At 63.9% G+C, this 19,545-nt stretch carries 17 protein-coding genes; 9 read left to right on the forward strand and 8 right to left on the reverse strand.

The genetic code is table 11. From position 1 onward, the window contains the following. Positions 1-152: 152 nt before the first annotated feature. Complete coding sequence (locus ABMA32_RS20695; RefSeq protein ID WP_349015695.1) at positions 153-875, forward strand: Crp/Fnr family transcriptional regulator; 723 nt, start codon at positions 153-155, stop codon at positions 873-875. Here ABMA32_RS20695 and ABMA32_RS20700 read toward each other — a convergent pair. The 3 genes from ABMA32_RS20700 to cydD are packed head-to-tail and all read right to left on the reverse strand — an operon-like array spanning position 856 to position 4,780. Further along, entirely contained in the window at positions 856-1,344 is a 489-nt protein-coding gene (locus tag ABMA32_RS20700) for a hemerythrin domain-containing protein (RefSeq protein ID WP_349015696.1), read from the reverse strand. The two genes, ABMA32_RS20695 and ABMA32_RS20700, sit on opposite strands and share 20 nt — an antisense overlap. Further along, positions 1,341-2,996 carry a thiol reductant ABC exporter subunit CydC gene (gene cydC / locus ABMA32_RS20705; protein ID WP_349015697.1) on the reverse strand — a complete coding sequence of 552 codons (1,656 nt, stop codon included), beginning with the start codon at positions 2,994-2,996 and terminating at the stop codon, positions 1,341-1,343. Before cydC ends, ABMA32_RS20700 begins: the two co-directional genes overlap by 4 nt. Further along, the gene (gene cydD, locus ABMA32_RS20710; protein WP_349015698.1) at positions 2,993-4,780 is read right to left on the reverse strand and encodes a thiol reductant ABC exporter subunit CydD; all 1,788 of its coding nucleotides are present in this window, start codon (positions 4,778-4,780) and stop codon (positions 2,993-2,995) included. Before cydD ends, cydC begins: the two co-directional genes overlap by 4 nt. A 123-nt stretch (positions 4,781-4,903) precedes the next feature. On the opposite strand from cydD, the gene ABMA32_RS20715 reads away from it, so the two are divergent. From ABMA32_RS20715 to cydX, 3 genes are read left to right on the forward strand one after another with little or no spacing between them, the layout of a single operon-like run. After that, complete coding sequence (locus tag ABMA32_RS20715) at positions 4,904-6,484, forward strand: cytochrome ubiquinol oxidase subunit I (protein ID WP_349015969.1); 1,581 nt, start codon at positions 4,904-4,906, stop codon at positions 6,482-6,484. Positions 6,485-6,505: 21 nt separating this feature from the next. Then, positions 6,506-7,651 carry a cytochrome d ubiquinol oxidase subunit II gene (cydB, locus tag ABMA32_RS20720; RefSeq protein ID WP_349015699.1) on the forward strand — a complete coding sequence of 382 codons (1,146 nt, stop codon included), beginning with the start codon at positions 6,506-6,508 and terminating at the stop codon, positions 7,649-7,651. Positions 7,652-7,663: 12 nt separating this feature from the next. Continuing rightward, positions 7,664-7,777 carry a cytochrome bd-I oxidase subunit CydX gene (cydX, locus tag ABMA32_RS20725; RefSeq protein WP_292772610.1) on the forward strand — a complete coding sequence of 38 codons (114 nt, stop codon included), beginning with the start codon at positions 7,664-7,666 and terminating at the stop codon, positions 7,775-7,777. 98 nt (positions 7,778-7,875) lie between these two features. Here cydX and hydA read toward each other — a convergent pair whose 3' ends face one another. Beyond that, positions 7,876-9,333 carry a dihydropyrimidinase gene (gene hydA / locus ABMA32_RS20730; RefSeq protein ID WP_349015700.1) on the reverse strand — a complete coding sequence of 486 codons (1,458 nt, stop codon included), beginning with the start codon at positions 9,331-9,333 and terminating at the stop codon, positions 7,876-7,878. A 202-nt stretch (positions 9,334-9,535) separates the two neighbouring features. On the opposite strand from hydA, the gene ABMA32_RS20735 reads away from it, so the two are divergent. Further along, on the forward strand, positions 9,536-9,841 hold the full coding sequence (locus tag ABMA32_RS20735; RefSeq protein WP_349015701.1) for a DUF982 domain-containing protein: 306 nt from the start codon (positions 9,536-9,538) through the stop codon (positions 9,839-9,841). 18 nt (positions 9,842-9,859) lie between these two features. Here ABMA32_RS20735 and ABMA32_RS20740 read toward each other — a convergent pair whose 3' ends face one another. The 4 genes from ABMA32_RS20740 to ABMA32_RS20755 form a co-directional block, all read right to left on the reverse strand. Continuing rightward, positions 9,860-10,168 carry a hypothetical protein gene (locus ABMA32_RS20740; protein ID WP_349015702.1) on the reverse strand — a complete coding sequence of 103 codons (309 nt, stop codon included), beginning with the start codon at positions 10,166-10,168 and terminating at the stop codon, positions 9,860-9,862. Between the two features lie 89 nt (positions 10,169-10,257). Further along, positions 10,258-13,386: an efflux RND transporter permease subunit gene (locus tag ABMA32_RS20745; RefSeq protein WP_349015703.1), complete on the reverse strand. Its 3,129-nt coding sequence runs from the start codon at positions 13,384-13,386 to the stop codon at positions 10,258-10,260. A gap of 9 nt (positions 13,387-13,395) precedes the next feature. Next, positions 13,396-14,544: an efflux RND transporter periplasmic adaptor subunit gene (locus tag ABMA32_RS20750; RefSeq protein WP_349015704.1), complete on the reverse strand. Its 1,149-nt coding sequence runs from the start codon at positions 14,542-14,544 to the stop codon at positions 13,396-13,398. Between the two features lie 196 nt (positions 14,545-14,740). Next, the gene (locus ABMA32_RS20755) at positions 14,741-15,568 is read right to left on the reverse strand and encodes a MurR/RpiR family transcriptional regulator (protein WP_349015705.1); all 828 of its coding nucleotides are present in this window, start codon (positions 15,566-15,568) and stop codon (positions 14,741-14,743) included. A 167-nt stretch (positions 15,569-15,735) separates the two neighbouring features. On the opposite strand from ABMA32_RS20755, the gene ABMA32_RS20760 reads away from it, so the two are divergent. The 4 genes from ABMA32_RS20760 to ABMA32_RS20775 are packed head-to-tail and all read left to right on the forward strand — an operon-like array spanning position 15,736 to position 19,494. Beyond that, a complete protein-coding gene (locus ABMA32_RS20760; RefSeq protein ID WP_349015706.1) occupies positions 15,736-16,539 on the forward strand; it encodes an N-formylglutamate amidohydrolase in 804 nt (267 codons plus the stop codon). Next, positions 16,536-17,081: a TRAP transporter small permease subunit gene (locus tag ABMA32_RS20765; protein ID WP_349015707.1), complete on the forward strand. Its 546-nt coding sequence runs from the start codon at positions 16,536-16,538 to the stop codon at positions 17,079-17,081. The genes ABMA32_RS20760 and ABMA32_RS20765 overlap by 4 nt, the downstream gene beginning before the upstream one ends. Further along, entirely contained in the window at positions 17,078-18,403 is a 1,326-nt protein-coding gene (locus tag ABMA32_RS20770) for a TRAP transporter large permease (RefSeq protein ID WP_349015708.1), read from the forward strand. The genes ABMA32_RS20765 and ABMA32_RS20770 overlap by 4 nt, the downstream gene beginning before the upstream one ends. 26 nt (positions 18,404-18,429) lie before the next feature. Further along, on the forward strand, positions 18,430-19,494 hold the full coding sequence (locus ABMA32_RS20775) for a TRAP transporter substrate-binding protein (RefSeq protein WP_349015709.1): 1,065 nt from the start codon (positions 18,430-18,432) through the stop codon (positions 19,492-19,494). The last annotated feature ends 51 nt before the right edge of the window (positions 19,495-19,545 follow it).

Below are 19,545 nucleotides of genomic sequence, written 5' to 3' on the forward strand. Positions count from 1 at the left end.
ATTGCGACATTCTGCCGACTCCCCGGCAAAACGCCTTGATCTCGGTCAAGGGGCGAAACCCATCGGGCGCGGCACTTTGACCATGCGTCAATAGAGGCTATGGATAGGTCTGCGGATTTGCCTCACTCGTTGTTGAATTCGCGGATGGAACCATGGACGCCTCACGCAAGGACATTCACAACTCGGACATTCCCGTGCTGTGCCAGAGCTGCGAGGCGCGGCACAAGGGCATGTGCGGCGTGCTGGATGCTTCCGAACTAACGGCACTTGCCCGCAGCACCCGCATGGTCCGGCATGAGGCCGGAGCCGAACTCGCGGCCGAATCCATGCCCGTCGAATCCTACGCCAACGTCATGCGCGGCGTCGTCAAGCTCTCGAAAGTCCTTGAGGACGGTCGCCAGCAGATCGTCGGGCTGCAGTTCGCCCCGGATTTCCTCGGCCGCCTGTTCAGCAAGGAAAATGCCGTGACGGCGGAGGCCGCGTCGGACGTCGATCTCTGCCGTGTGCCCAAGCCCGCGCTCGAACGGCTGGTGCAGGAAAACCCCGCGCTCGAACATCGCCTGATGGAGCAAACGCTGCGCGAGCTCGATGATGCGCGCGAATGGATGGTGACGCTCGGCCGCAAGACTGCTGCCGAAAAGGTCGCGAGCTTCCTCTATCTCATCGCCACGCAGCTCGACCCGACCGCCGCCGGAGGTCGCCGGGTCTTCGACCTGCCGCTGACACGAACCGACATCGCCGACTTCCTGGGCCTCACCATCGAGACGGTGTCGCGCCAGCTCTCGAAGCTTCGCGCCGATCGCGTCGTCATCATCAGCGGCATCCGACACGTCGAGATCCCCGATCTCGCGGCACTCAAGAGGCGGTGCGGCTGAGTCTACCCGCCTCGGCCTTGCGCAGCGCCAGTTCCATCAGCGGCGACAGCATCTCGCGTTCGAACGCAACGTGCCGCCTCACACTCTCGAAAAATCCGCGCAGCATATAGCCGGCCGCTTCCGGGGTCATGGTCGGTTCGCCGCGCCCGATCGCCAGCAGCGCATCGTGCAGCTCCTCGGCGAAGCACATGTCCTCGAAATGCTCCCAGCGAAGGCGCTCAATCATCGAGTCGATGTCCGGCAATGTCGTCGACAGCGTCTTCACCGCAGGAAACAGCACGCGTTCCTCCACCTCATGCGCGGCAGCCACCGTCGGGCATACTGCCCGTGCAAGGTGCAGGCAGAGTTGAAGGTTCACATTGCTTGGCAGCCCGTCGGCAATCACCTCGAGGTCGTCGCACAGCGACATCTGCCGCGCATGGCTCTGCGAAATCAGGGCTAGTCTATCCTCGGACACAGGCGCAATCATGATCTCTCCTCCAGCTTGCCGCCCTTGAGCGTCAGGGCTCGCATGCCCGATCCTGCCGGCAGTTCCGCATGGGTCACGAGAACCACGGAGCGGCCCGCCAGCGACTCCTCCATGTCGCGCAGGAAGGCGTATTCCATCTCACGGTCGAGCCCGCTCGTCGGCTCGTCGAGAAGCACGATACGCGCAGGCGAAAGCAATGTGCGGGCGAGGCACAGCCGCCGCGCCTGTCCGGCCGAAAGCGTGCGCCCGGTCTCACCGAGCATCGTGTCCAGCCCATGAGGCAGGCTGCGGACGAAATCGGCGAGCTTCGCCGCCTCCAGCGCCTGCCACAGCTTGCGATCGTCGGCCGCCGGATCGCCGATCAGCAGATTGCCGCGCACGCTGTCGAGGAACACAGGCGCATTCTGCTCCAGCAGCGCAACCCTCCGATGCAGGTCGGAAAGCGCTAGTGTGCGCAGATCTTGGCCGCCAACCCGCACGACGCCGCCGCGTGGGTCGTAAAGCCTCAAGAGGAGCTGCAGGATCGTCGATTTGCCCGACCCGCTCGGGCCACGGATGGCAATGTGTTCGCCTTCCAGGACCTCGAGGTTGCAGTCCGACAGCACGTCGGCATTGCCATAGCCGAAGCTGACGCCATCGAAGGCGATGTCGAAGCGCGTGGGCATCGGTGTCGGCCGCACAGGCTCCGCGACGCGCGGCGCCGAGACTTCGATGTCGCGCAGGCGCCCTGCCGCGGCCGCCGATGCCGAGAACCGCCCGAGATTGCGCGACAGCATCGCCGGTGCCTCGAAGCTGCCGATGATGGCGAGCAGCAGACCGGCAAGCGTCGGTCCGCCGATAGCGCCCTGCTCAAGCGCATCAAGCCCGATCCACAGCACCGTCACGAAGGCCGCCGCGCCGCACACCTGAACCAGCGCCTGCGCCGCAGCCGATCGCCGCGCCGTCGCACGCTTGGACGCGGCCAGCCGTCCGGCGGCGTCATCGAAACTCCGCAACGCTTCGTCCGTCAGGCCGAAGGCGACGAGGTCGGCGTGCCCGCTGACGCCGTCGAGCACCGCGCCCCTCAGATCGGAGGCCTGCTCCACCATGGCGAGCCCCGCGCGGCGCGTCGAGCGGATCAGGAACCACGGCACCACGAACATCGAGATAGCGAACACCGCCGCATAGAAAGGCGCGGCGTCGGGCACCAGGAGGAAGACGACGAGCGTCATCACAGAGCCGGCCGCAAACGTACCGAGCAGCGGGATCGCCGCCGACAGGAAGGCCGTGTTCAGCGCGTCGATGTCGGCCGTCAGCCTGCTGACCAGATCGCCATGCCGGGGGCTGAGGCTGAGCGGCAGCTTGGGAAACAGTGTCGCGAACAGCCAGCCGCGCAGGTCGGACAGCATGCGCAGAGTCGCATCATGCCCGGCCAGCCGCTCCCCGTAGCGCGACACAATGCGGAGCATCGACAGTCCGCGCACCAGCGAGGATGGAACGAACAGGTTGAACGCCGCACCAGAGGCCGCAAGTGCCGCGGCTGTGATGAACCAGCCGGAGACGCCAAGCAGCCCGATCCCGGCGAAGATCGCCGTCAGCGCGAGCAGCAGCGTCAGCGTCAGGCGCGCCTTTTGCCCTGCAAGAAGCCAGCGGAAATGCAGAAGCGCGCTCATGCCGCTCCTCCCGATTTGACGGCACGTTCCTTGCGCCCGCCGAGAACCGGCAGGAGCTGGCCGCCCGCCACCCGCACCGAGCGTCCCATCCGCGAAGCGAGCGCGCGGGAGTGCGTGGCGACCAGAAGCGTGCGCCCAGTGGCAAAGCCGAGCATGCCGTCGATGACTCGTTCCTCCGTGGCAGCGTCGAGATGCGCTGTCGGCTCGTCCAGGATCACCAAATCCGGATCACGCAGATAGATGCGCGCCAGCGCCACCCGGTGCGCCTCGCCGCCCGAAAGGCCGAGACCGCCCTCGCCCACCGGAGTCGCGAGGCCAAGCGGCACGAGATCGGAGAATTCGGTCACGGCGGCACGTTCCGCCGCTGCCCGCACGGCCTCATCCGAGGCGTCGCGCCGGCCGAGTCTTATGTTGTCGGCGATGCTGCCGTGGAAAAGCCGGGGTCGCTGGCCGAGAAATGCGATCTTCTCGCGCAGCGCGGGCTCGGGCAGCGTGGCCGCGCCGCCGATGGCGATCGATCCTTCGTAGCCCCGCAGCCGCGCGACCGCTTCGAGCAGCGTGGATTTGCCTGAACCGCTTTCACCGACGATCGCGACATGCTCGCCCGCCGGAACGATCAGCGAAACGCCGTCGAGGACGGCACCCGAACGACCAGGAGGCCTGACCGTTAGGCGGCTCACCACGATATCGGCCGCATCACCACCTGTGCGAACAACCGGAGCCGTCACCATTGAAACCGGCGCCCTCAGATCGGGAAGTCCTTCGAACAACGCGTCGATTTCAGCGATCGTCGCCTTTGCGCCGGCACGGTCGTGGTAGTGTGCCGCCAGCAGCCGAAGCGGCTGGTAGACCTCGGGCGCCATCAGCAGGCAGAACAGCCCCGCCTGCAGCGTCAGCACGTCGCCGCGCATGTCCACCATGCCAAGGAAGGTCAGGCCGATATAGAGAGCCGTGCCGGCGACGCCGAGCGCGGCAAAGAATTCCAGCACAGCCGACGACAGGAAGGCGATGCGCAGCACGCGCATGGTGCTTTGGCGTAGGCCCTCGCTTGCCTCCATGACGGCGCGCGTCTCCTCTTCGGCACGGCCAAAGAGCTTCAGGGTTAGGATACCCCGCAAGCGGTCGGCGAAATAGGCCGACAGCCGGGCGAAGGCCACCGCCTCCGAACGCTTCGCCGCCTCCGCGCCCCAGCCGGCCAGCGCCATGAATAGCGGAATGAGCGGCGCGGTCACGAAAAGCAGCAGACCGGCTATCCAGTCGATCGGCATGACGACGACCGCGAAGGCCACCGGCAGCAGCGTCGCCTGGATCATCGCCGGAAGGAACCGGCCGAGAAACCCTTCCAGCGCGTCGGCCTGGTCGACGATGGCCGCGCTGACCGCGCCGCTGGCGCGCTCTGCCGACCAGTCCGGCCGCGATCCAAGCACCTTGGCGAACAGCGCCAGCCGGACGCGCTGGATAACGGCCTCCGCAGCCGCGCTCCCGCTTGCTTCGGCCAGATAGGTAAGCCCGGCCCGCGCAACAAAGATGAATACGATCAAGGCGATGCTTGTTGCCAGCTCCGCGCGCCCGACATTCTCGCTGATCGCCTCGCCCAGCACGCCAGCGACCAGCCAGGCCTGCACGACCAGCAGGGCGCCCGCCACGACCGGCGCCGCGATGGCGACCGCCATGGCCCGGCCGCCCTGCCGGCCCAGGCCCGAGAGCCAGCGCGACTGCTTGCGGTCCCGCTGTTCGGCGTCGCGTCCGTTATCCACAGCCAGTTCCGTAGGGATCGGGTTCATGGCATCTTGCTACCGTCGGGCCGCTCGCTTCGCCTTGACCTGGATCAAGGCACGGTCGCAGCCGCCCGTCTAGAAGGCAGCGTGACCGGCAAGAGCCGGCAAGGAGAGAGGCGCTTTGCCATGATCGACATGACTATCGTCGACTTGTCGCGGCTGCAGTTCGCTGCAACTGCGATGTACCATTTTTTGTTTGTTCCGCTGACGCTCGGGCTGTCGTTCCTGATGGCCATCATGGAAAGCGTTTATGTCATGACCGGCCGCGATATCTGGCGGCGCATGACCCTGTTCTGGGGCACGTTGTTCGGTATCAACTTCGCCATGGGCGTCGCCACCGGCATCGTCATGGAATTCCAGTTCGGCATGAACTGGAGCTACTACAGCCACTATGTCGGCGACGTGTTCGGCGCGCCGCTGGCGATCGAGGGCCTCATGGCCTTCTTCCTCGAAGCGACCTTCATCGGCCTGTTCTTCTTCGGCTGGGGCCGGATGAGCGCCCTGGCGCATCTGATCGTCACCTGGCTCACCGCGCTCGGCGCCAACCTGTCTGCACTCTGGATTTTGGTCGCCAATGGTTGGATGCAGCATCCCACTGGGTCGACCTTCAATCCCGACACGATGCGCATGGAGGTGACCGACTTCATGGCGGTCATTTTCAACCCGGTCGCCCAGGCCAAGTTCGTTCACACCGTGAGCGCGGGCTACGTCACGGGTGCGATGTTCGTGATGGCGATCAGCGCGTGGTTCCTGCTCAGGGGACGTCACATTCCGCTGGCCAAGCGGTCGATGGCGGTTGCCGCCAGCTTCGGCCTCGCGTCGGCGCTTTCGGTCGTGGTTCTCGGCGACGAGAGCGGCTACGTCGCGACAGAGCAGCAGAAGATGAAGATCGCGGCCATGGAAGCCATGTGGCACACCGAGCCGGCTCCGGCGCCGCTGACGGTATTCGCCATTCCCGGCGACGGCGAGAACCGCTTCGAGGTGCAGATCCCCTTCCTGCTTGGCCTTATCACCACCCGTTCGCTGACGCAGGAACTGCCCGGCATCTTCGACCTCGTCGAGCGTGCCGGCGAGCGCATCGCCAACGGCATCGTCGCCTACAAGGCATTGCAAGACATCCGCGCTGACCGCACGAATACCGAGGCGCGCGCCACGCTCGAAAAGACATGGCCAGACCTCGGCTATGCGCTTTTGCTCAAGCAGTACATGGACGACGTGGAGAACGCGACCAGCGAGGACATCGCCAAGGCTGCACTCGACACCATTCCAAATGTGCCCGTGCTGTTCTGGTCCTTCCGCCTCATGGTCGGACTCGGTTTCTACTTCATTGCCTTCTTCGGAGTCTTCTTCTGGATCGCCAGCAAGCACAGGCTCGGCGAGAACCGGACACTACTGTGGATCGCGCTGTTCAGCCTGCCGCTGCCATGGGTGGCCATCGAGGCCGGCTGGCTTGTCGCCGAATACGGGCGGCAGCCATGGGCGGTCGAAGGTGTGTTGCCGACCTTCTACGCGGCATCGGGCCTCACACTGTTGGATCTTGCCATCAGCCTGACCTTCTTCATCGCGCTCTACACCGTGTTGGCTGTGATCATGGTGTTCCTGATGCTGAAGGTCATCCGCAAGGGGCCACTGATGTACAACCCGCTGGTCGAGGAGCCGGCCGGCTCCTCCTTCCTCCCGCGCGGCGTACATGCCGGGCCGGACCGCTGACACCAGACAGAGGTAAAAACCATGACCATTCCCTTCGACTATGAAATCATGCGTCTTATCTGGTGGCTGCTGCTCGGCGTCCTGCTGATCGGCTTCGCCATCATGGACGGCTTCGACCTCGGCATCGGCGCTCTTCTCCCCTTCGCTGCGAAAACGGAGGAGGAGCGGCGCGTGCTGATCAACCTGATCGGTCCGACCTGGGAAGGCAACCAGGTCTGGCTGATCCTCGGCGGCGGCGCGATCTTCGCGGCGTGGCCGGCCCTCTACGCGGCGTCCTTCTCGGGCTTCTACCTCGCCATGATCGCTATCCTGCTGGCGCTGATCCTGAGGCCGGTCGGCTTCAAGTTCCGCGGCAAGATCAACGACCCGCGCTGGCATTCGCTGTGGGATTGGGGCCTGTTCATCGGCGGCTTCGTACCCTCGCTGATCTTCGGCGTCGCCGTCGGCAACGTTCTGCTCGGCGTCCCCTTCCGCCTCGACGATTCGCTGCGGGCGTTCTACGACGGCAATTTCTTCGGCCTGCTCACCCCATTCGCCCTCCTGTCCGGGCTGGTCAGCCTCGGCATGCTGGTGGCGCATGGCGGCGCGGTGATCGCGATGCGCACGATCGGACCAGTGCAGGAGCGCGGCCGCGCCTATGGCAGGCTGGCGGCGCTCGTCACCTTCGTCCTGTTCGGCCTCGCGGGTCTCTGGGTGGCCTTCGGTCTCAACGGCTTCGTCGTGACCAGCGTGGTTGATACGCTTGCGCCGTCCAATCCGCTGGCCAAGACGGTGGCGACCGCACCCGGCGCGTGGATGGCCAACTATTCGGCTCATCCCTGGATGATCATCGCACCGGTGCTCGGCCTCGGCGGCATGCTCGTTGCGTGGTGGGCGCTTGGCGCAGGCCGCTACGTGACCGGCTTCCTGGCCACCAGCGCCGGCATCTTCGGCATCATCTCGACGGCCGGCCTGTCGCTCTTCCCGTTCCTGATGCCGTCCTCGGTCATGCCGAATGCCAGCCTCACGGTGTGGGACGCTTCGTCAAGTCACCTGACGCTATTCATCATGCTGCTGGCCACCGTCGTATTCCTGCCGATTATCCTGGCGTACACGACCTGGGTCTATCGCATCATGCGCGGCACGGTGACTGCCACCACAATCGACCGCAACCCGAACGCCTACTGAGAGGAACAGAAAATGTGGTATTTCTCCTGGATCCTAGGCATCGGCCTAGCCTGCTCCTTCGCCATCCTCAACGCCATGTGGTACGAGGCGAAGGAAGACCGGCTGAACGGCCAGAAGCCGGAATAAAGGCGTTCTATCCAGCCGGAATGACAAAGGGCGGGACCGATCGGTCCCGCCCTTTTCTTTTCTGAGCCTGTCGCCAGTCTCTCTACATGCCGATCGCCCTACACCCCGATCGGCATGTGCTCGGCCGAGCGCGTGACGGCGCGTGGCGCGGTCAGTTCCTTCCAGGTCGACAGCGCCTTGCTGGCGGCGGCGAACGGCTTGCGCTTGACGAACTTGCCGCGACCAGGCTGGGGCTGTGAGTTCTGGCCGTGCTGCCACACCACCTCGCCGCGCGACAGCGTGTAGCGCGGCAGGCCGCTCACCTTGAAGCCCTCGAACACGTTGTAGTCTATGATCGACTTCTGAGTGCCCGCCGAGATCGTCTTCGACAGCTTCGGATCCCACACGACGAGGTCAGCGTCCGAACCGGGCAGGATCGCGCCCTTCTGCGGATAGATGTTGAGGATCCGCGCGATGTTGGTCGAGGTCACCGCGACGAATTCGTTGGGCGTCAGCCGCCCGGTCTCGACGCCGCGCGTCCACAGCACCGGCATGCGGTCTTCCAGCCCGCCCGTCCCGTTTGGGATCTTGCGGAAGTCTGAGAGGCCCATTGTCTTCTGTTCGCTGGTGAACGCCGCGTGGTCGGTCGCCACCACCTGCAGCGAGCCGCTCGCCAGTCCCGCCCACAGGCTGTCCTGGTGTTTCTTGTCGCGGAAGGGCGGGCTCATCACGCGCCGCGCCGCATGCATCCAGTCGGCGTTCTGGTATTCGCTTTCATCCAGCGTCAGGTGCTGGATCAGCGGCTCGCCATAGACGCGCATGCCCTTCTGCCGCGCACGGCGGATCGCCTCGTGACTCTGCTCGCAGGAGACATGCACGATATAGACCGGCACGCTGGCAGCATCCGCGATCATGATGGCGCGGTTGGTCGCCTCGCCCTCCACCTCCGGCGGCCGCGAATAGGCATGCGCCTCCGGTCCCGGAATGCCGGCATCGATGTATTTCTGTTGAAGCGCGGCGACCACGTCGCCGTTCTCTGCATGCACCAGCGGCAGCGCGCCGAGGCTGGCGCAGCGCTGGAACGAGGCGAACATCTCGTCGTCGTTCACCATCAGCGCGCCCTTGTAGGCCATGAAATGCTTGAATGTATTGATGCCGCGCTCCACCACCTTGGGCATCTCGTTGAAAACCTGCTCCGACCAGCCGGTCACACACATATGATAGGAGTAGTCGGCAGACGCCTGCCGCGTCGCGCGTCCCTCCCATTCCGCCATCGCCGCCAGCATCCCGTCCGGTCCCGGGATGACGAAGTCGACATTCATCGTCGTGCCGCCCGAAAGCGCTGCGAAGGTACCGCTTTCCCAGGTTTCGGCCGCGGTCGTGCCCATGAACGGCATTTCGAGATGCGTATGCGGGTCGATGCCGCCCGGCATGATGTAGGCGCCCCCCGCGTCGACGACCTTCTCGCCCTTCAGATCCTTGCCGATCGCCGCGATCGTCTCTCCCTCGATCAGGATATCCGCCTCGTAGCTGCGATCCGCGGCCACGATTGTTCCGCCCTTGATGACAACCGACATTGCTGTTCGTTCTCCATGTTTTAACGCATTCTGACTCGGTCTGGCGCAAATGTCAGCCACGATCCGGTAGTCCACGCTGCCGGCTTGCTCTGCGGCATTTTAGCCGGCTCCATTGAATTGCCTTACTCTGGGGAACATATCGAGAGGATCAGCGTTAATTCATGTTCTGCGGCTCTCGCGGAAATGTCCCGTGGAGGAAACCATGCGCAAAATGCTTTTTGTCGAGCCCGTGTGCCTCAATTCGCGCGATGCTGCCGGCAATGACATCGAGGATGTCGAGCAGGCCCTGCACTTCCTGCGTGGCTGGCCGGCCGACAGGCGCGGCCCGGTCTATCAGGCCGCCTATAACGCCTGCACAGCCGCCCGCGAAGGCTATCTGACAGTGGAGGAAGCGCGCCGTTCGCTGTCCGGCTTTGCCCGCATCACTGGCATCCTGCGCGCCTCGCACATGGCGTCACCGCCTGGCCAGAATCCGTCCCCCGGCGCCAAGGCCAGTCTCGCTCACTGAGGGCTGGCCAGCTATCGCCTATTTCTGGTCGTTGTAGTACTCCTTGGTCTGCCCGACCATGCGAGCAAGCTCGGAGAACCCGGGCACATCGGCTTCGCCTTGGCTGAGATTGGCCATTTGCAGTAGCCGGATTGGAAAGCAAACTGCGTCTCGGTGTGCCGGCGACAAGTCCTCGAACAATCTTTCTTCCCCCGTCAGACTCGCCTCAGCTTTGCGCAACGCAAGATCGATGTCATCAATGCTCAGCAGCCCTTTGTGCACGAGCGTGTTGTTGATCGACGCGACCGCGAGGAGAAATCCCTGCATCTGAAGGTTGGCGGTATTCATGGCTGGCCTCCGTTTGTCAGGCAACGAGCTTGTCGCCGCATGCGGTCAACCGCAAGCACCCGGCAAAGGTTCCGCTTCCCAGCTCAGGACTATTCGGCGGGTTCCACCCCGGTATATGCGGCTTCTTCGAGTTCGCGCTTGAGCCGCGCTTCCTCGTGCACCTTCGGCGTCACGAAGCGGCCGAGCAGCAGGTAGGCTACCGGCGTCAGAAACAGCGTCGAGGCCGTCGCCAGCCCAAGGCCGCCGACGATCACCCAGCCGAGCGCAGCCCGAGCCTCCGCGCCCGCGCCGGACGCCAGCACCAGCGGCAGGCCGCCTAGGATCGTGCAGATCATCGTCATCATCACCGGCCGCAGGCGGATGTTCGCCGCTTCCTCGATCGCCTCGCGCACGCCCAACCCCCGGTCCCGGAGTTGGTTGGCGAACTCGACGATCAGGATGCCGTTCTTGGCCATGATGCCCACCATGAGCACCAGCCCGATCTGGCTGTAGGCGTTGAGACTGGTTCCCGTCAGCAACAGCGCAAAGACCGCGCAGGCGAGTCCCAGCGGCACGGTCGCCATGATGATCACGGCGCTCATGAAGCTTTCGAACTGCGCGGCCAACACCAGCAGGATGATCACGAGCGCGAAAGCGAATACCACCATGATGCCGCTGTTGGTCTCACCCAGCGTCGCCGCTTCCGCCAGCGGCAGGATGCGGCTGCCCGACGGCAGCAGCGGCGCTGCGATCTCGAGTACCTCTTGGTAGGCGTCACCCAATGCGAAATCGGGGGCGAGGTTGGTGGTCAGCGCCACCGACCGAAGCTGCTGTTCGCGCGAGAGCGACGGCGGCACTGCGCGTTCGGTCAGCGTTGCGATCGAAGCCAGCGGCACGAAGCGGCCATCGGTCGTGCGCAGGAAGATGTTCTCCATATCCGTCGGGTCGTTGATCGGATTGGTCGTCGAGACCAGCTTCACCGCATAGGACCGGTCGTTGATGAAAACCTGGTCGATCTCGTTGCCGTCGAGCATCGCCTGGATGGCGTTCGACAGCCCGGTGATGTCGATGCCGAGGTCCGACGCGCGCTCGCGGTCGATCGACACAGAAAGCTGCGGCTGCGTCGGGTCCGTCGTCAGGCGTGGCTGTCGGAAGCGCGGGTCTTCCTCCATCTTGGCGATGATGGCGTTCGCCGCATCGCCGAGCTCCGTGTAACTGTTGGACCCGATCACGGCGAACTGCAGCCCGCTACCAGCTCCGCGGATGCCAAGGCTGTTCGGCGAAACCGGGAAAGCACGCACCCCGGGCACCTCTGTGACCAGCCTGGAGATGTCGTCCATGATCTGCTGCTGCGAACGGCTGCGCTCGTCCCACGGCGCCAGCGCCATCACCATGAAGGCGCTGTTGACCGATCCGCCCTGCCCGACATTGGCGAAGATCGATTCGATCTCGCCGGAATCGCGCAGCGGCTGCAGCAGTTGTTCGATCCGCTTGATCTGCTCCACCGTGTAATCGAGGCTCACGCCCTGCGGGGCGGTTATACGCAGCATCGCACGCGACCGATCCTCGGGCGGCGTCAACTCCTGCCGGATCAGCCCGAAGGCGCCATAGGCGGCACCGGCAAACAGCACCGAAACGAGCACCACGATCAGCGGTGCATTCAGGCAGGCGCGCAGGCACCGCCGGTAAAGGCCGGCAAGCATAGTGCCGATTTTCCCCATGGCTCCGCCATGATGATCGCCGGCGTGTTCCTTCAGCATGCGCGAAGCGAGCATCGGACAGAGCGAAAGCGCCACGACGCAGGACAGGATCACCGAGATCGCCAGCACGAAGCCGAACTCGCGGAACAGACCGCCGGTCTGGCCGGGCAGGAATGACAGCGGAACGAACACCGCGACCAGCGTCGCGGTCGTCGCCACCACGGCAAAGAACACCTCCTGCGTACCGAGCACGGCGGCGGCGCGCGGACCCATGCCCTCGTTGCGGCGTCGCACGATGTTCTCCAGCACCACAATGGCGTCGTCGACGACGAGGCCGGTCGCCAGCACCAGCGCCAGCAGGGTCAGGATGTTGATCGAGAAGCCTACGAGATAGATGGCCGCGATGGTGCCGATCAGAGCCACGGGCAATGCCAGTCCGGGGATGAGCGTAGCGCGCAAGTCCAGCAGAAACAGGAAGATAACGAGCAGCACGATGGTCGCGGCGATGATCAGCGCGATTTCCACCTCGTGGACCGCCCCGCGCACGAACACGGCATCGTCGCTGTTGACGGAAATAGTCATGCCTTCGGGCAGCGATTGCTGAATCTGGGCGACAGCCGATCTCACCCCGTCCGAAATGTCGAGCGTATTGGATTCCGCCTGCCGGATGATGCCGAGGCCGATGCCGGTCTTGCCGTCGGAACGCAGTGCTGATTGAGCAGGGTCGGGCCCCAGCGTCACGGTCGCCACGTCGCCGAGCCGGTTCTGATCACCGATCATCAGGCTTTCGAAAGCTTCCGGCGTAGTCACGTCCGCTGTCGCGCGCACGATGATGTTCTGGTCCGCGGTGGTCAGCGCGCCTGCCGGCGTATCGAGCGCGATGGAGGAGAGCGCGTTGCGAATGTCGGCGATCGTCATGCCGAGGCTTGCCAGCTTGCTCTGGTCTATATCGATCCTGAAGATCTTCTCCCGGTCGCCGTAAATCTGGACGTCTGCGACGCCCGGAACCGCCGAAAGCGTGTCCACGATCTGGTCCTCGATCAGGATCGTGATGTCCTCGACGGATAGCCGGTCGGAGGTGACAGCCAGCCGCATCACCGCATCCGCATTCGCGTCGGCCTTCACGATGCGCGGCGGATCGGCATCGTCGGGCAGTTGGTTCGTTACCCGGCCAACGGCATCGCGCATGTCGGAGGCTGCGACGTCGAGATCGACGCCGTCGTTGAACTCCACGGTAACGCGGCTGCGCGCGTAGGATGAACTCGAAGAGATCGACTTCACGCCGGAAACGCGCGAGACCGCTCCCTCCAGCACCGCCGTCAGTTCGCGGTCGATGGTTTCGGCCGCAGCACCCCGGTAGTCGGCATTGATAGTGATGACCGGGCGGTCCACGTCTGGCAGTTCGCGCACCTCGACGCCGAACAAGGCTGCAAGACCCGCTACCGCGATCAAGGTGTTGAGCACGAACGCCAGGATCGGGCGCCTTACGAACAGCGCCGTCATGCCGCTCTCGGGATGGGCGTTTCGTGCTTCGGACATCGGCCGCGCCTACGAACCGCTGCCGGCGGCGACCGGCACGCTGTTGGCGATCAGCACGTCGGCGCCTTCGCGCACGGCGTGCACACCCTCCGTCACAACGCTATCGCCCTGGTCAATCCCTTCCGCCGCCACCAGCACGCTTTCCGTGTTTCGCTGGACGACGCTCACCGGCACACGCTTCGCCTTGCCGTCGCGCACGACCCAGACGAACGCGCCGTCAGTGCCCCACTGGATTGCAAGCGGATCAACCGAAGGGAAGGCGTCTCCGGGGAAACGAACCTCGACCTTGAAGGACATGCCGGCCCGCAGCGTATCGCGCTCGTTGGGAATCTGCGCCTGCACCAGCAGGGTGCGGCTCTTGTCGTCGACGCGGTTGTCGACCGCGCTGACCTCACCCTCGAAAATCTCGTCGGGGCGGGCGATCGGCGATGCAGTCAGGTTGCCGCCAACCACCATGTTGGCGGCGAAACGTTCTGGTACGTAAAAATCGATCTTGATGCTGGAGCGATCGTCGACCGTCGCGACCACGGTTTCCGTGGTCACGTAGTTGCCGGCTTCGACCGGAAGGATACCGACGATGCCGGCGATCGGCGCCGTTATCGCGCGACGGTCGAGGTTGAGCTGCGCGTCGCGCAGCGCCAGCCTGGCATTGCCCACGGCAAGCTCGGCATCGGTCACCTGCACCTGTGTCGCCGTATTCGCCTTGCGCAACGATTGCATGCGTTCCAGCTTGGCCTCGGCGTCGGCAAGCGCGATCTTGGCGCGGTCTAGCGATATCTCCTCGACGTCCGAGTCCAGCCTGGCGATGACCGTGCCTGCTTTGACCCGCGCACCCGAGGCGACGTCGATGCTGTTCACTCGGCCGGACGTGTAGGGCTTCACCGTGACGGAATTGTTCGCCCGTCCGGTCCCGATTGCCGAAAGCCTGTCGTTGATGACTGCCCGCTTCACGGTCGCGGTTACGACAGCCGTTTGCGGTCCGCCCGCATCGCGCCTTTGACCGGTCTCCGCAGGCCGGCCCTCCGCGACTGCGTTACTCCCGATGTTGATGCCCCAGCCTGCCAGTATCTCCGGCGCTCCCGGAAAGAACCGCGCCCACAGGCCAGCCGCGACGACCAGCATGACCACGGCGAGAAGAAGCTGTTTCCAGGCGGCCATCCACACTCCGGTCCAGGCACTAAGCTAGCCGCATTTTACGGCATTCGGTCGGTGATGGCGAACTCCCCACGCATCCCGCCACGACTCATAGTCCGGACTTATGACAATATCTCGGCCCGGCCACCTCGCTTATCATTAAATATCGGTAAGGTTGAGCTGGGATCGGCCGTCCAAGACCTTGATCACAAAAGCTTGTTCAGCGCAGGTCCTCCATTTCACCGATCCGGCGCTGGCTCTCGTCCGCGGTGCGTGCCGTCAGCTCGCCGATAAACGTCTCGGCAACCACGAAAAGCGCGGCTGACGAATCCCATGCAGACGGAACCTCCGTCCGGCCTGCCACGACATGGCGGGCAAACCGCGCGATCGGCGACAGCCACTGGTCCGTGAACAGGATGATGTGGACCCCGCGCCGATGCGCCTTTTCTGCGAACGCCAGCAAATTGTCCTGATAGCGCCTGATATCGAAGATCAGCAGCACGTCGCGCTTGCCCATGTCGATCAGCCTGTCGCGCCAGTTGCCTTCCTGGCCGGGCAGGTGAAGAACATGCGGCCGGATGATCGACAGGTGGGCTGCCATGTAGCCGGCTATAGGATCGGTGAAGCGGCCGCCGACGAGGAAGATGCCGGCCTTCGGTTGCGCCAGCAGTTCCACGATGTCGGATATCTGCCGCGCCGACAGATGACGGAACGTCTCGCCAATATTGGCGACCGTCGCCTCCGCCGTGACGGGCAGCGACCCCTGCCGCACCGGCTGCTTGCGTCCGGCACGCGAAGCCGGCGACTGGAGCTGCGCCGCCAACTCGTCCTGCAGCGCGGCCTGGAATTCGGGATAGTTCTGGAAGCCCAGTCTCGCGACGAAGCGCAGGATCGTCGGCGAACTCACGCCAGCGGCCTGACTGAACTCGGCGACCGTCTTCAAGCCCGCGAGCGGATAGCTTGCGATCAGCGTCTGCGCTGCGCGGCGCTCGCTGGCGGACATCGATCCACTGCGATCCGAGATCAGTTCGGAAACGCTTTGCCGCATGCAGCCCAACCTCCGGTCACAACGCCCACTGTCCTCATGGAAACGGGACCAACCAGTGCTTTCTCCAAAACACGTTTGACAAAGCTTCGAAAGCTGTATGAAATCATCCAAGAGAGCGCAATCCTATAAAAACCGTACCATAACATACAGCGCTTCAAGGGGACCGGATGCAGGCAGGACAGGCGACACGCGCCGGTTCAGGCGTGGATGGCAAGGGTTTGGTTCGCGTTACGAACCGCGCCGGTACGTCGCCCTACGTGCTCGTCTGCGATCACGCCTCCAACTGGCTGCCGTCGGAATACGGAACGCTCGGCCTGCCCGAAATAGACATGCTGCGGCACATCGCGTGGGACCCCGGCGCGCTACCGGTCGCCCTGAGGATGGCCGATCTGCTCGATGCCTCCTTGGTGGAAGCTGGCGTCTCGCGCCTCGCCATCGACTGCAACCGGCCGCTCGACGCGCCCGATCTCATCCCCCAGATCAGCGAAACCACCCTTATCCCCGGCAATGCGAGCCTGTCCTCGAAGGACCGCGCCGAACGCATCGCGCTGTCCTGGCAGCCTTTCCATGACGCCATCGAGAAGCTGGTCGAGGAGCGCGTTGCCGCCGGCCGCGAGACGCGTCTTGTCACCATCCATTCCTTCAACCCGGTTTACAGGGACGTTCCACGCCCTTGGGAAATCGGCATCCTCCACGATGACGACGAGCGCCTCTCCGCGCCACTGATCGCGGCGCTGGAAGCCGAAGGCCGCTTCACCGTCGGCGACAACCAACCCTATTCGCCCGCCGACCGCGTCTACTTTACGCTGGAGCGCCACGCCCGCACGCGCGGCCTGGCTTGCGTGATGATTGAAATCCGCAACGATGAGATCGCCGATGGGGAGGGGCAGCGGCATTGGGCCGAACGTCTTTCGGCGCATCTCGACAACATCGCGACGGGAACGAGAACCGAGTTGGAGCAGGCGTCATGAGCGACACGGCTCCAGGCACGCCAAGCGGGAAGGTCCCCGGTATCGTCAAGGCCTATGTAAGAGCCATTGACCGGATCAGCGGCATTACTGGTCTCTTCGCCATGTATCTCGTCTTCGCGATGATCTTCGTCCTTGGCTACGCGACCGTCATGAAGGTTTTCTTCCTGCCCGCGAATTGGACCATCGAGATGGCCCAGTTCATCATGGTTGCCTACTTCACGCTCGGCGGCGCTTGGTCGCTGCGCGAGAATGAGCATGTCCGCATGGACCTTCTCTACGCCGGCTGGCGTGTCAGAAAGCGGGCCGGCGTCGATCTCTTCACAGGGCTGGCGATGATCTTTTTCCTTGTCATGCTGCAGATAGGCGGCATCGCATCCCTGACCTACGCGCTCCAGTACGGCGAGAAGAGTTTCTCTGCCTGGGCGCCATTGATGTGGCCGGTCAAGCTTGTCATCAACATCGGGCTCTTCCTGACACTGCTTCAGGCGGTCGCCATCTGGTTCAAGGACTGGGCCATATTCAAGGGTGAGCCGATCGCATGAGCTACGAGATCATCGCCGCACTGATGTTCTCCGGAATGATGCTGCTGCTCCTGACGGGGCAGCGGGTTTTCGCGGTTATTGGCTTCGTCGGCGCCTTCATGGCGCTGCTGCTCTGGGGCGAGGGCGGCGCGGAGATGTCGTTCGCCGCGCTGATGAAGCTGATGAAGTGGTATCCGCTGCTGACGCTGCCGCTTTTCGTCTTCATGGGCTACATGCTGGCCGAGTCGCGCATCGCCGACGACCTCTACAAGATGTTCCACGTCTGGATGGGTCCGGTTCGCGGCGGCCTCGCCATCGGCACCATCTTCATGATGGTCATCATCTCCGCGATCAACGGGCTGAGTGTCGCCGGCATGGCGGTCGGCGCGACGATTGCCCTGCCCGAGCTTCTTCGACGGGGCTACGACAAGGTGATGGTGACCGGCGTCATCCAGGCCGGCTCCACCCTCGGCATCCTCATCCCACCCTCCGTAGTGCTGGTTCTCTATGGCATGATCGCGCGCCAGCCGGTCGGCAATCTCTGGATGGCAGGTGTCTTTCCCGGCCTACTGATGGCAGCCCTATTCGTGCTCTATGTCGTGATCCGTTGCTGGTTGCAGCCCAACCTTGGACCACCCTTGCCGAAAGAAGAACGCCAGCAATACAGTTTTGCCGACAAGGTGAGGCTCGGGCGCGCCGGGCTCGTGCCCCTGGCGATCTTCGTCGCGATGACCGGATTGTTCCTGACAGGCGTCACGTCGCTCGTCGAAAGTTCTGCCGTGGGTGCCGTAGCGTCTATTGTTGCTGCCTGGGCGCGCGGGGGCCTGTCTTGGAAAGTCTTGCACGACACCACACGCAAGACACTCGGCATCTCCTGCATGTTCTTCTGGATCATAACTGCCGCGCTGTGCTTTGGCGCCGTGTTCGATGGACTTGGCGCGGTGAAGTCCATCGAACGCCTGTTCCTCGGCGAATGGGGGCTGGAAGCATGGATGGTTCTGGTGCTGATGCAGCTTACCTTCCTGCTGCTCGGTATCTTCCTCGACGACACCGCCATGCTGGTGATCGTCGCCCCCCTCTTCATCCCGCTCGCCGGTGCGCTCGGCTTCGATCTCGTCTGGTATGGCGTACTATACACCATCACCTGCCAGATCGCTTATCTGACGCCACCCTTCGGCTACAACCTCTTCCTTATGCGGGCCATGGCTCCGCCTGAGGTGACCCTGCCCGACATCTACCGGTCCGTCGGACCGTTTGTGGGGATCATGGTGTTCACGTTGCTTATCATCGGCATCTTTCCGGGTATCGCGACGTGGCTGCCTAACTACGTTTATTCGAAGTAAGCGCAACAACCTCAAAGAGGGAAGCTATGACAACGAAAGTGCACAGCAGACGCAACTTCCTGAAGCGTGCCGGCCTCGTCACCGCGGGCGCCGCCAGCGCCACGACGCTCGCCGCACCGGCGGTCATCGCGCAGGCGCCCATCAAGTGGCGTCTCCAGACATACGCCGGCGCAGCCCTTGGGCCGCACGTCACAAAGCCTGCCGTCGACATGTTCAACGCCGCCGCCAAGGGCGAGATGGAAATCGAGCTGTATTACGCCGACCAGCTCGTCCCGACCGGCGAACTCTTCCGCGCCATGCAGGCCGGAACGATCGACGCGGTTCATTCCGACGACGACTCAATGGCGGCTCCTGTCGACATTTCGGTCTTCGGCGGCTACTTCCCCTTCGCCACCAAGCACATCCTAGATGTACCGGTGCTGTTCAACCAGTACGGCCTGGCAGACATCTGGCGCGAAGCTTATGCCAAGGCAGGCGGTGTCGTCTGGATTTCCGCTGCGGGTCAGGACCCCTGCCACTTCAATACCAAGAAGGCGCTGAACAGCCTTTCCGACCTGCAGGGGCTTCGCCTCTACACCTTCCCGACCGCCGGTCGATTCCTCGCCCAGTTCGGCGTGGTGCCGGTTTCGCTTCCGTATGAGGACGTGCAGGTTGCCGTGCAGACCGGCGAACTCGACGGCATGTCGTGGTCGGGCATCACCGAGGACTACACAGTCGGCTGGGCCGACGTCACTGATCACTTCACCACCAACAACATCTCCGGTGCGTGGATCGGCTCCTGGTTCGTCAATGAGAAGAAGTGGGCGGACACGCCGGAGCACCTGCAGAAGCTCTGGCTTGCCAGCGTCGACGCCGGTCATACCTACCGCAACCAGTGGTACTGGGGCGGCGAGGCAAAGCTGCGCGCTACCGGCGACAAGCTCAAGCTGACCACGATTCCCGCTGCCGAATGGGCCGAGGTCGAGGCGGCTGCGCTCAAGTTCTGGGACGAGATCGCCGCTGAAAGCGAGACCCGAGCGAAGGTGGTCGGCATCTTCAAGGAGTACAACGAAATCCTGAAGAAGGCCGGCGGCGTCTATACGCAGGGCTGATGAAGCCGGAGGGTCGGCGAAGCCGGCCCTCCACATTATCGTTGACTCCAT

This window comes from Mesorhizobium quangtriensis (assembly GCF_040081925.1).
GTDB classification, from domain to species: Bacteria; Pseudomonadota; Alphaproteobacteria; order Rhizobiales; family Rhizobiaceae; genus Mesorhizobium_K; species Mesorhizobium_K quangtriensis.

Bases quoted from the DNA above. Each gene is read 5' to 3' on its own strand.
- cydB (WP_349015699.1), top strand. From the start codon at position 6,506: ATGACCATTCCCTTCGACTATGAAATCATGCGTCTTATCTGGTGGCTG.
- cydX (WP_292772610.1), top strand. From the start codon at position 7,664: ATGTGGTATTTCTCCTGGATCCTAGGCATCGGCCTAGCCTGCTCCTTC.
- ABMA32_RS20770 (WP_349015708.1), top strand. From the start codon at position 17,078: ATGAGCTACGAGATCATCGCCGCACTGATGTTCTCCGGAATGATGCTG.
- ABMA32_RS20740 (WP_349015702.1), bottom strand. From the start codon at position 10,168: ATGAATACCGCCAACCTTCAGATGCAGGGATTTCTCCTCGCGGTCGCG.
- ABMA32_RS20760 (WP_349015706.1), top strand. From the start codon at position 15,736: ATGCAGGCAGGACAGGCGACACGCGCCGGTTCAGGCGTGGATGGCAAG.
- cydD (WP_349015698.1), bottom strand. From the start codon at position 4,780: ATGAACCCGATCCCTACGGAACTGGCTGTGGATAACGGACGCGACGCC.
- ABMA32_RS20700 (WP_349015696.1), bottom strand. From the start codon at position 1,344: ATGATTGCGCCTGTGTCCGAGGATAGACTAGCCCTGATTTCGCAGAGC.
- ABMA32_RS20775 (WP_349015709.1), top strand. From the start codon at position 18,430: ATGACAACGAAAGTGCACAGCAGACGCAACTTCCTGAAGCGTGCCGGC.
- hydA (WP_349015700.1), bottom strand. From the start codon at position 9,333: ATGTCGGTTGTCATCAAGGGCGGAACAATCGTGGCCGCGGATCGCAGC.
- ABMA32_RS20765 (WP_349015707.1), top strand. From the start codon at position 16,536: ATGAGCGACACGGCTCCAGGCACGCCAAGCGGGAAGGTCCCCGGTATC.
- cydC (WP_349015697.1), bottom strand. From the start codon at position 2,996: ATGAGCGCGCTTCTGCATTTCCGCTGGCTTCTTGCAGGGCAAAAGGCG.
- ABMA32_RS20750 (WP_349015704.1), bottom strand. From the start codon at position 14,544: ATGGCCGCCTGGAAACAGCTTCTTCTCGCCGTGGTCATGCTGGTCGTC.
- ABMA32_RS20735 (WP_349015701.1), top strand. From the start codon at position 9,536: ATGCGCAAAATGCTTTTTGTCGAGCCCGTGTGCCTCAATTCGCGCGAT.
- ABMA32_RS20695 (WP_349015695.1), top strand. From the start codon at position 153: ATGGACGCCTCACGCAAGGACATTCACAACTCGGACATTCCCGTGCTG.
- ABMA32_RS20755 (WP_349015705.1), bottom strand. From the start codon at position 15,568: ATGCGGCAAAGCGTTTCCGAACTGATCTCGGATCGCAGTGGATCGATG.
- ABMA32_RS20745 (WP_349015703.1), bottom strand. From the start codon at position 13,386: ATGTCCGAAGCACGAAACGCCCATCCCGAGAGCGGCATGACGGCGCTG.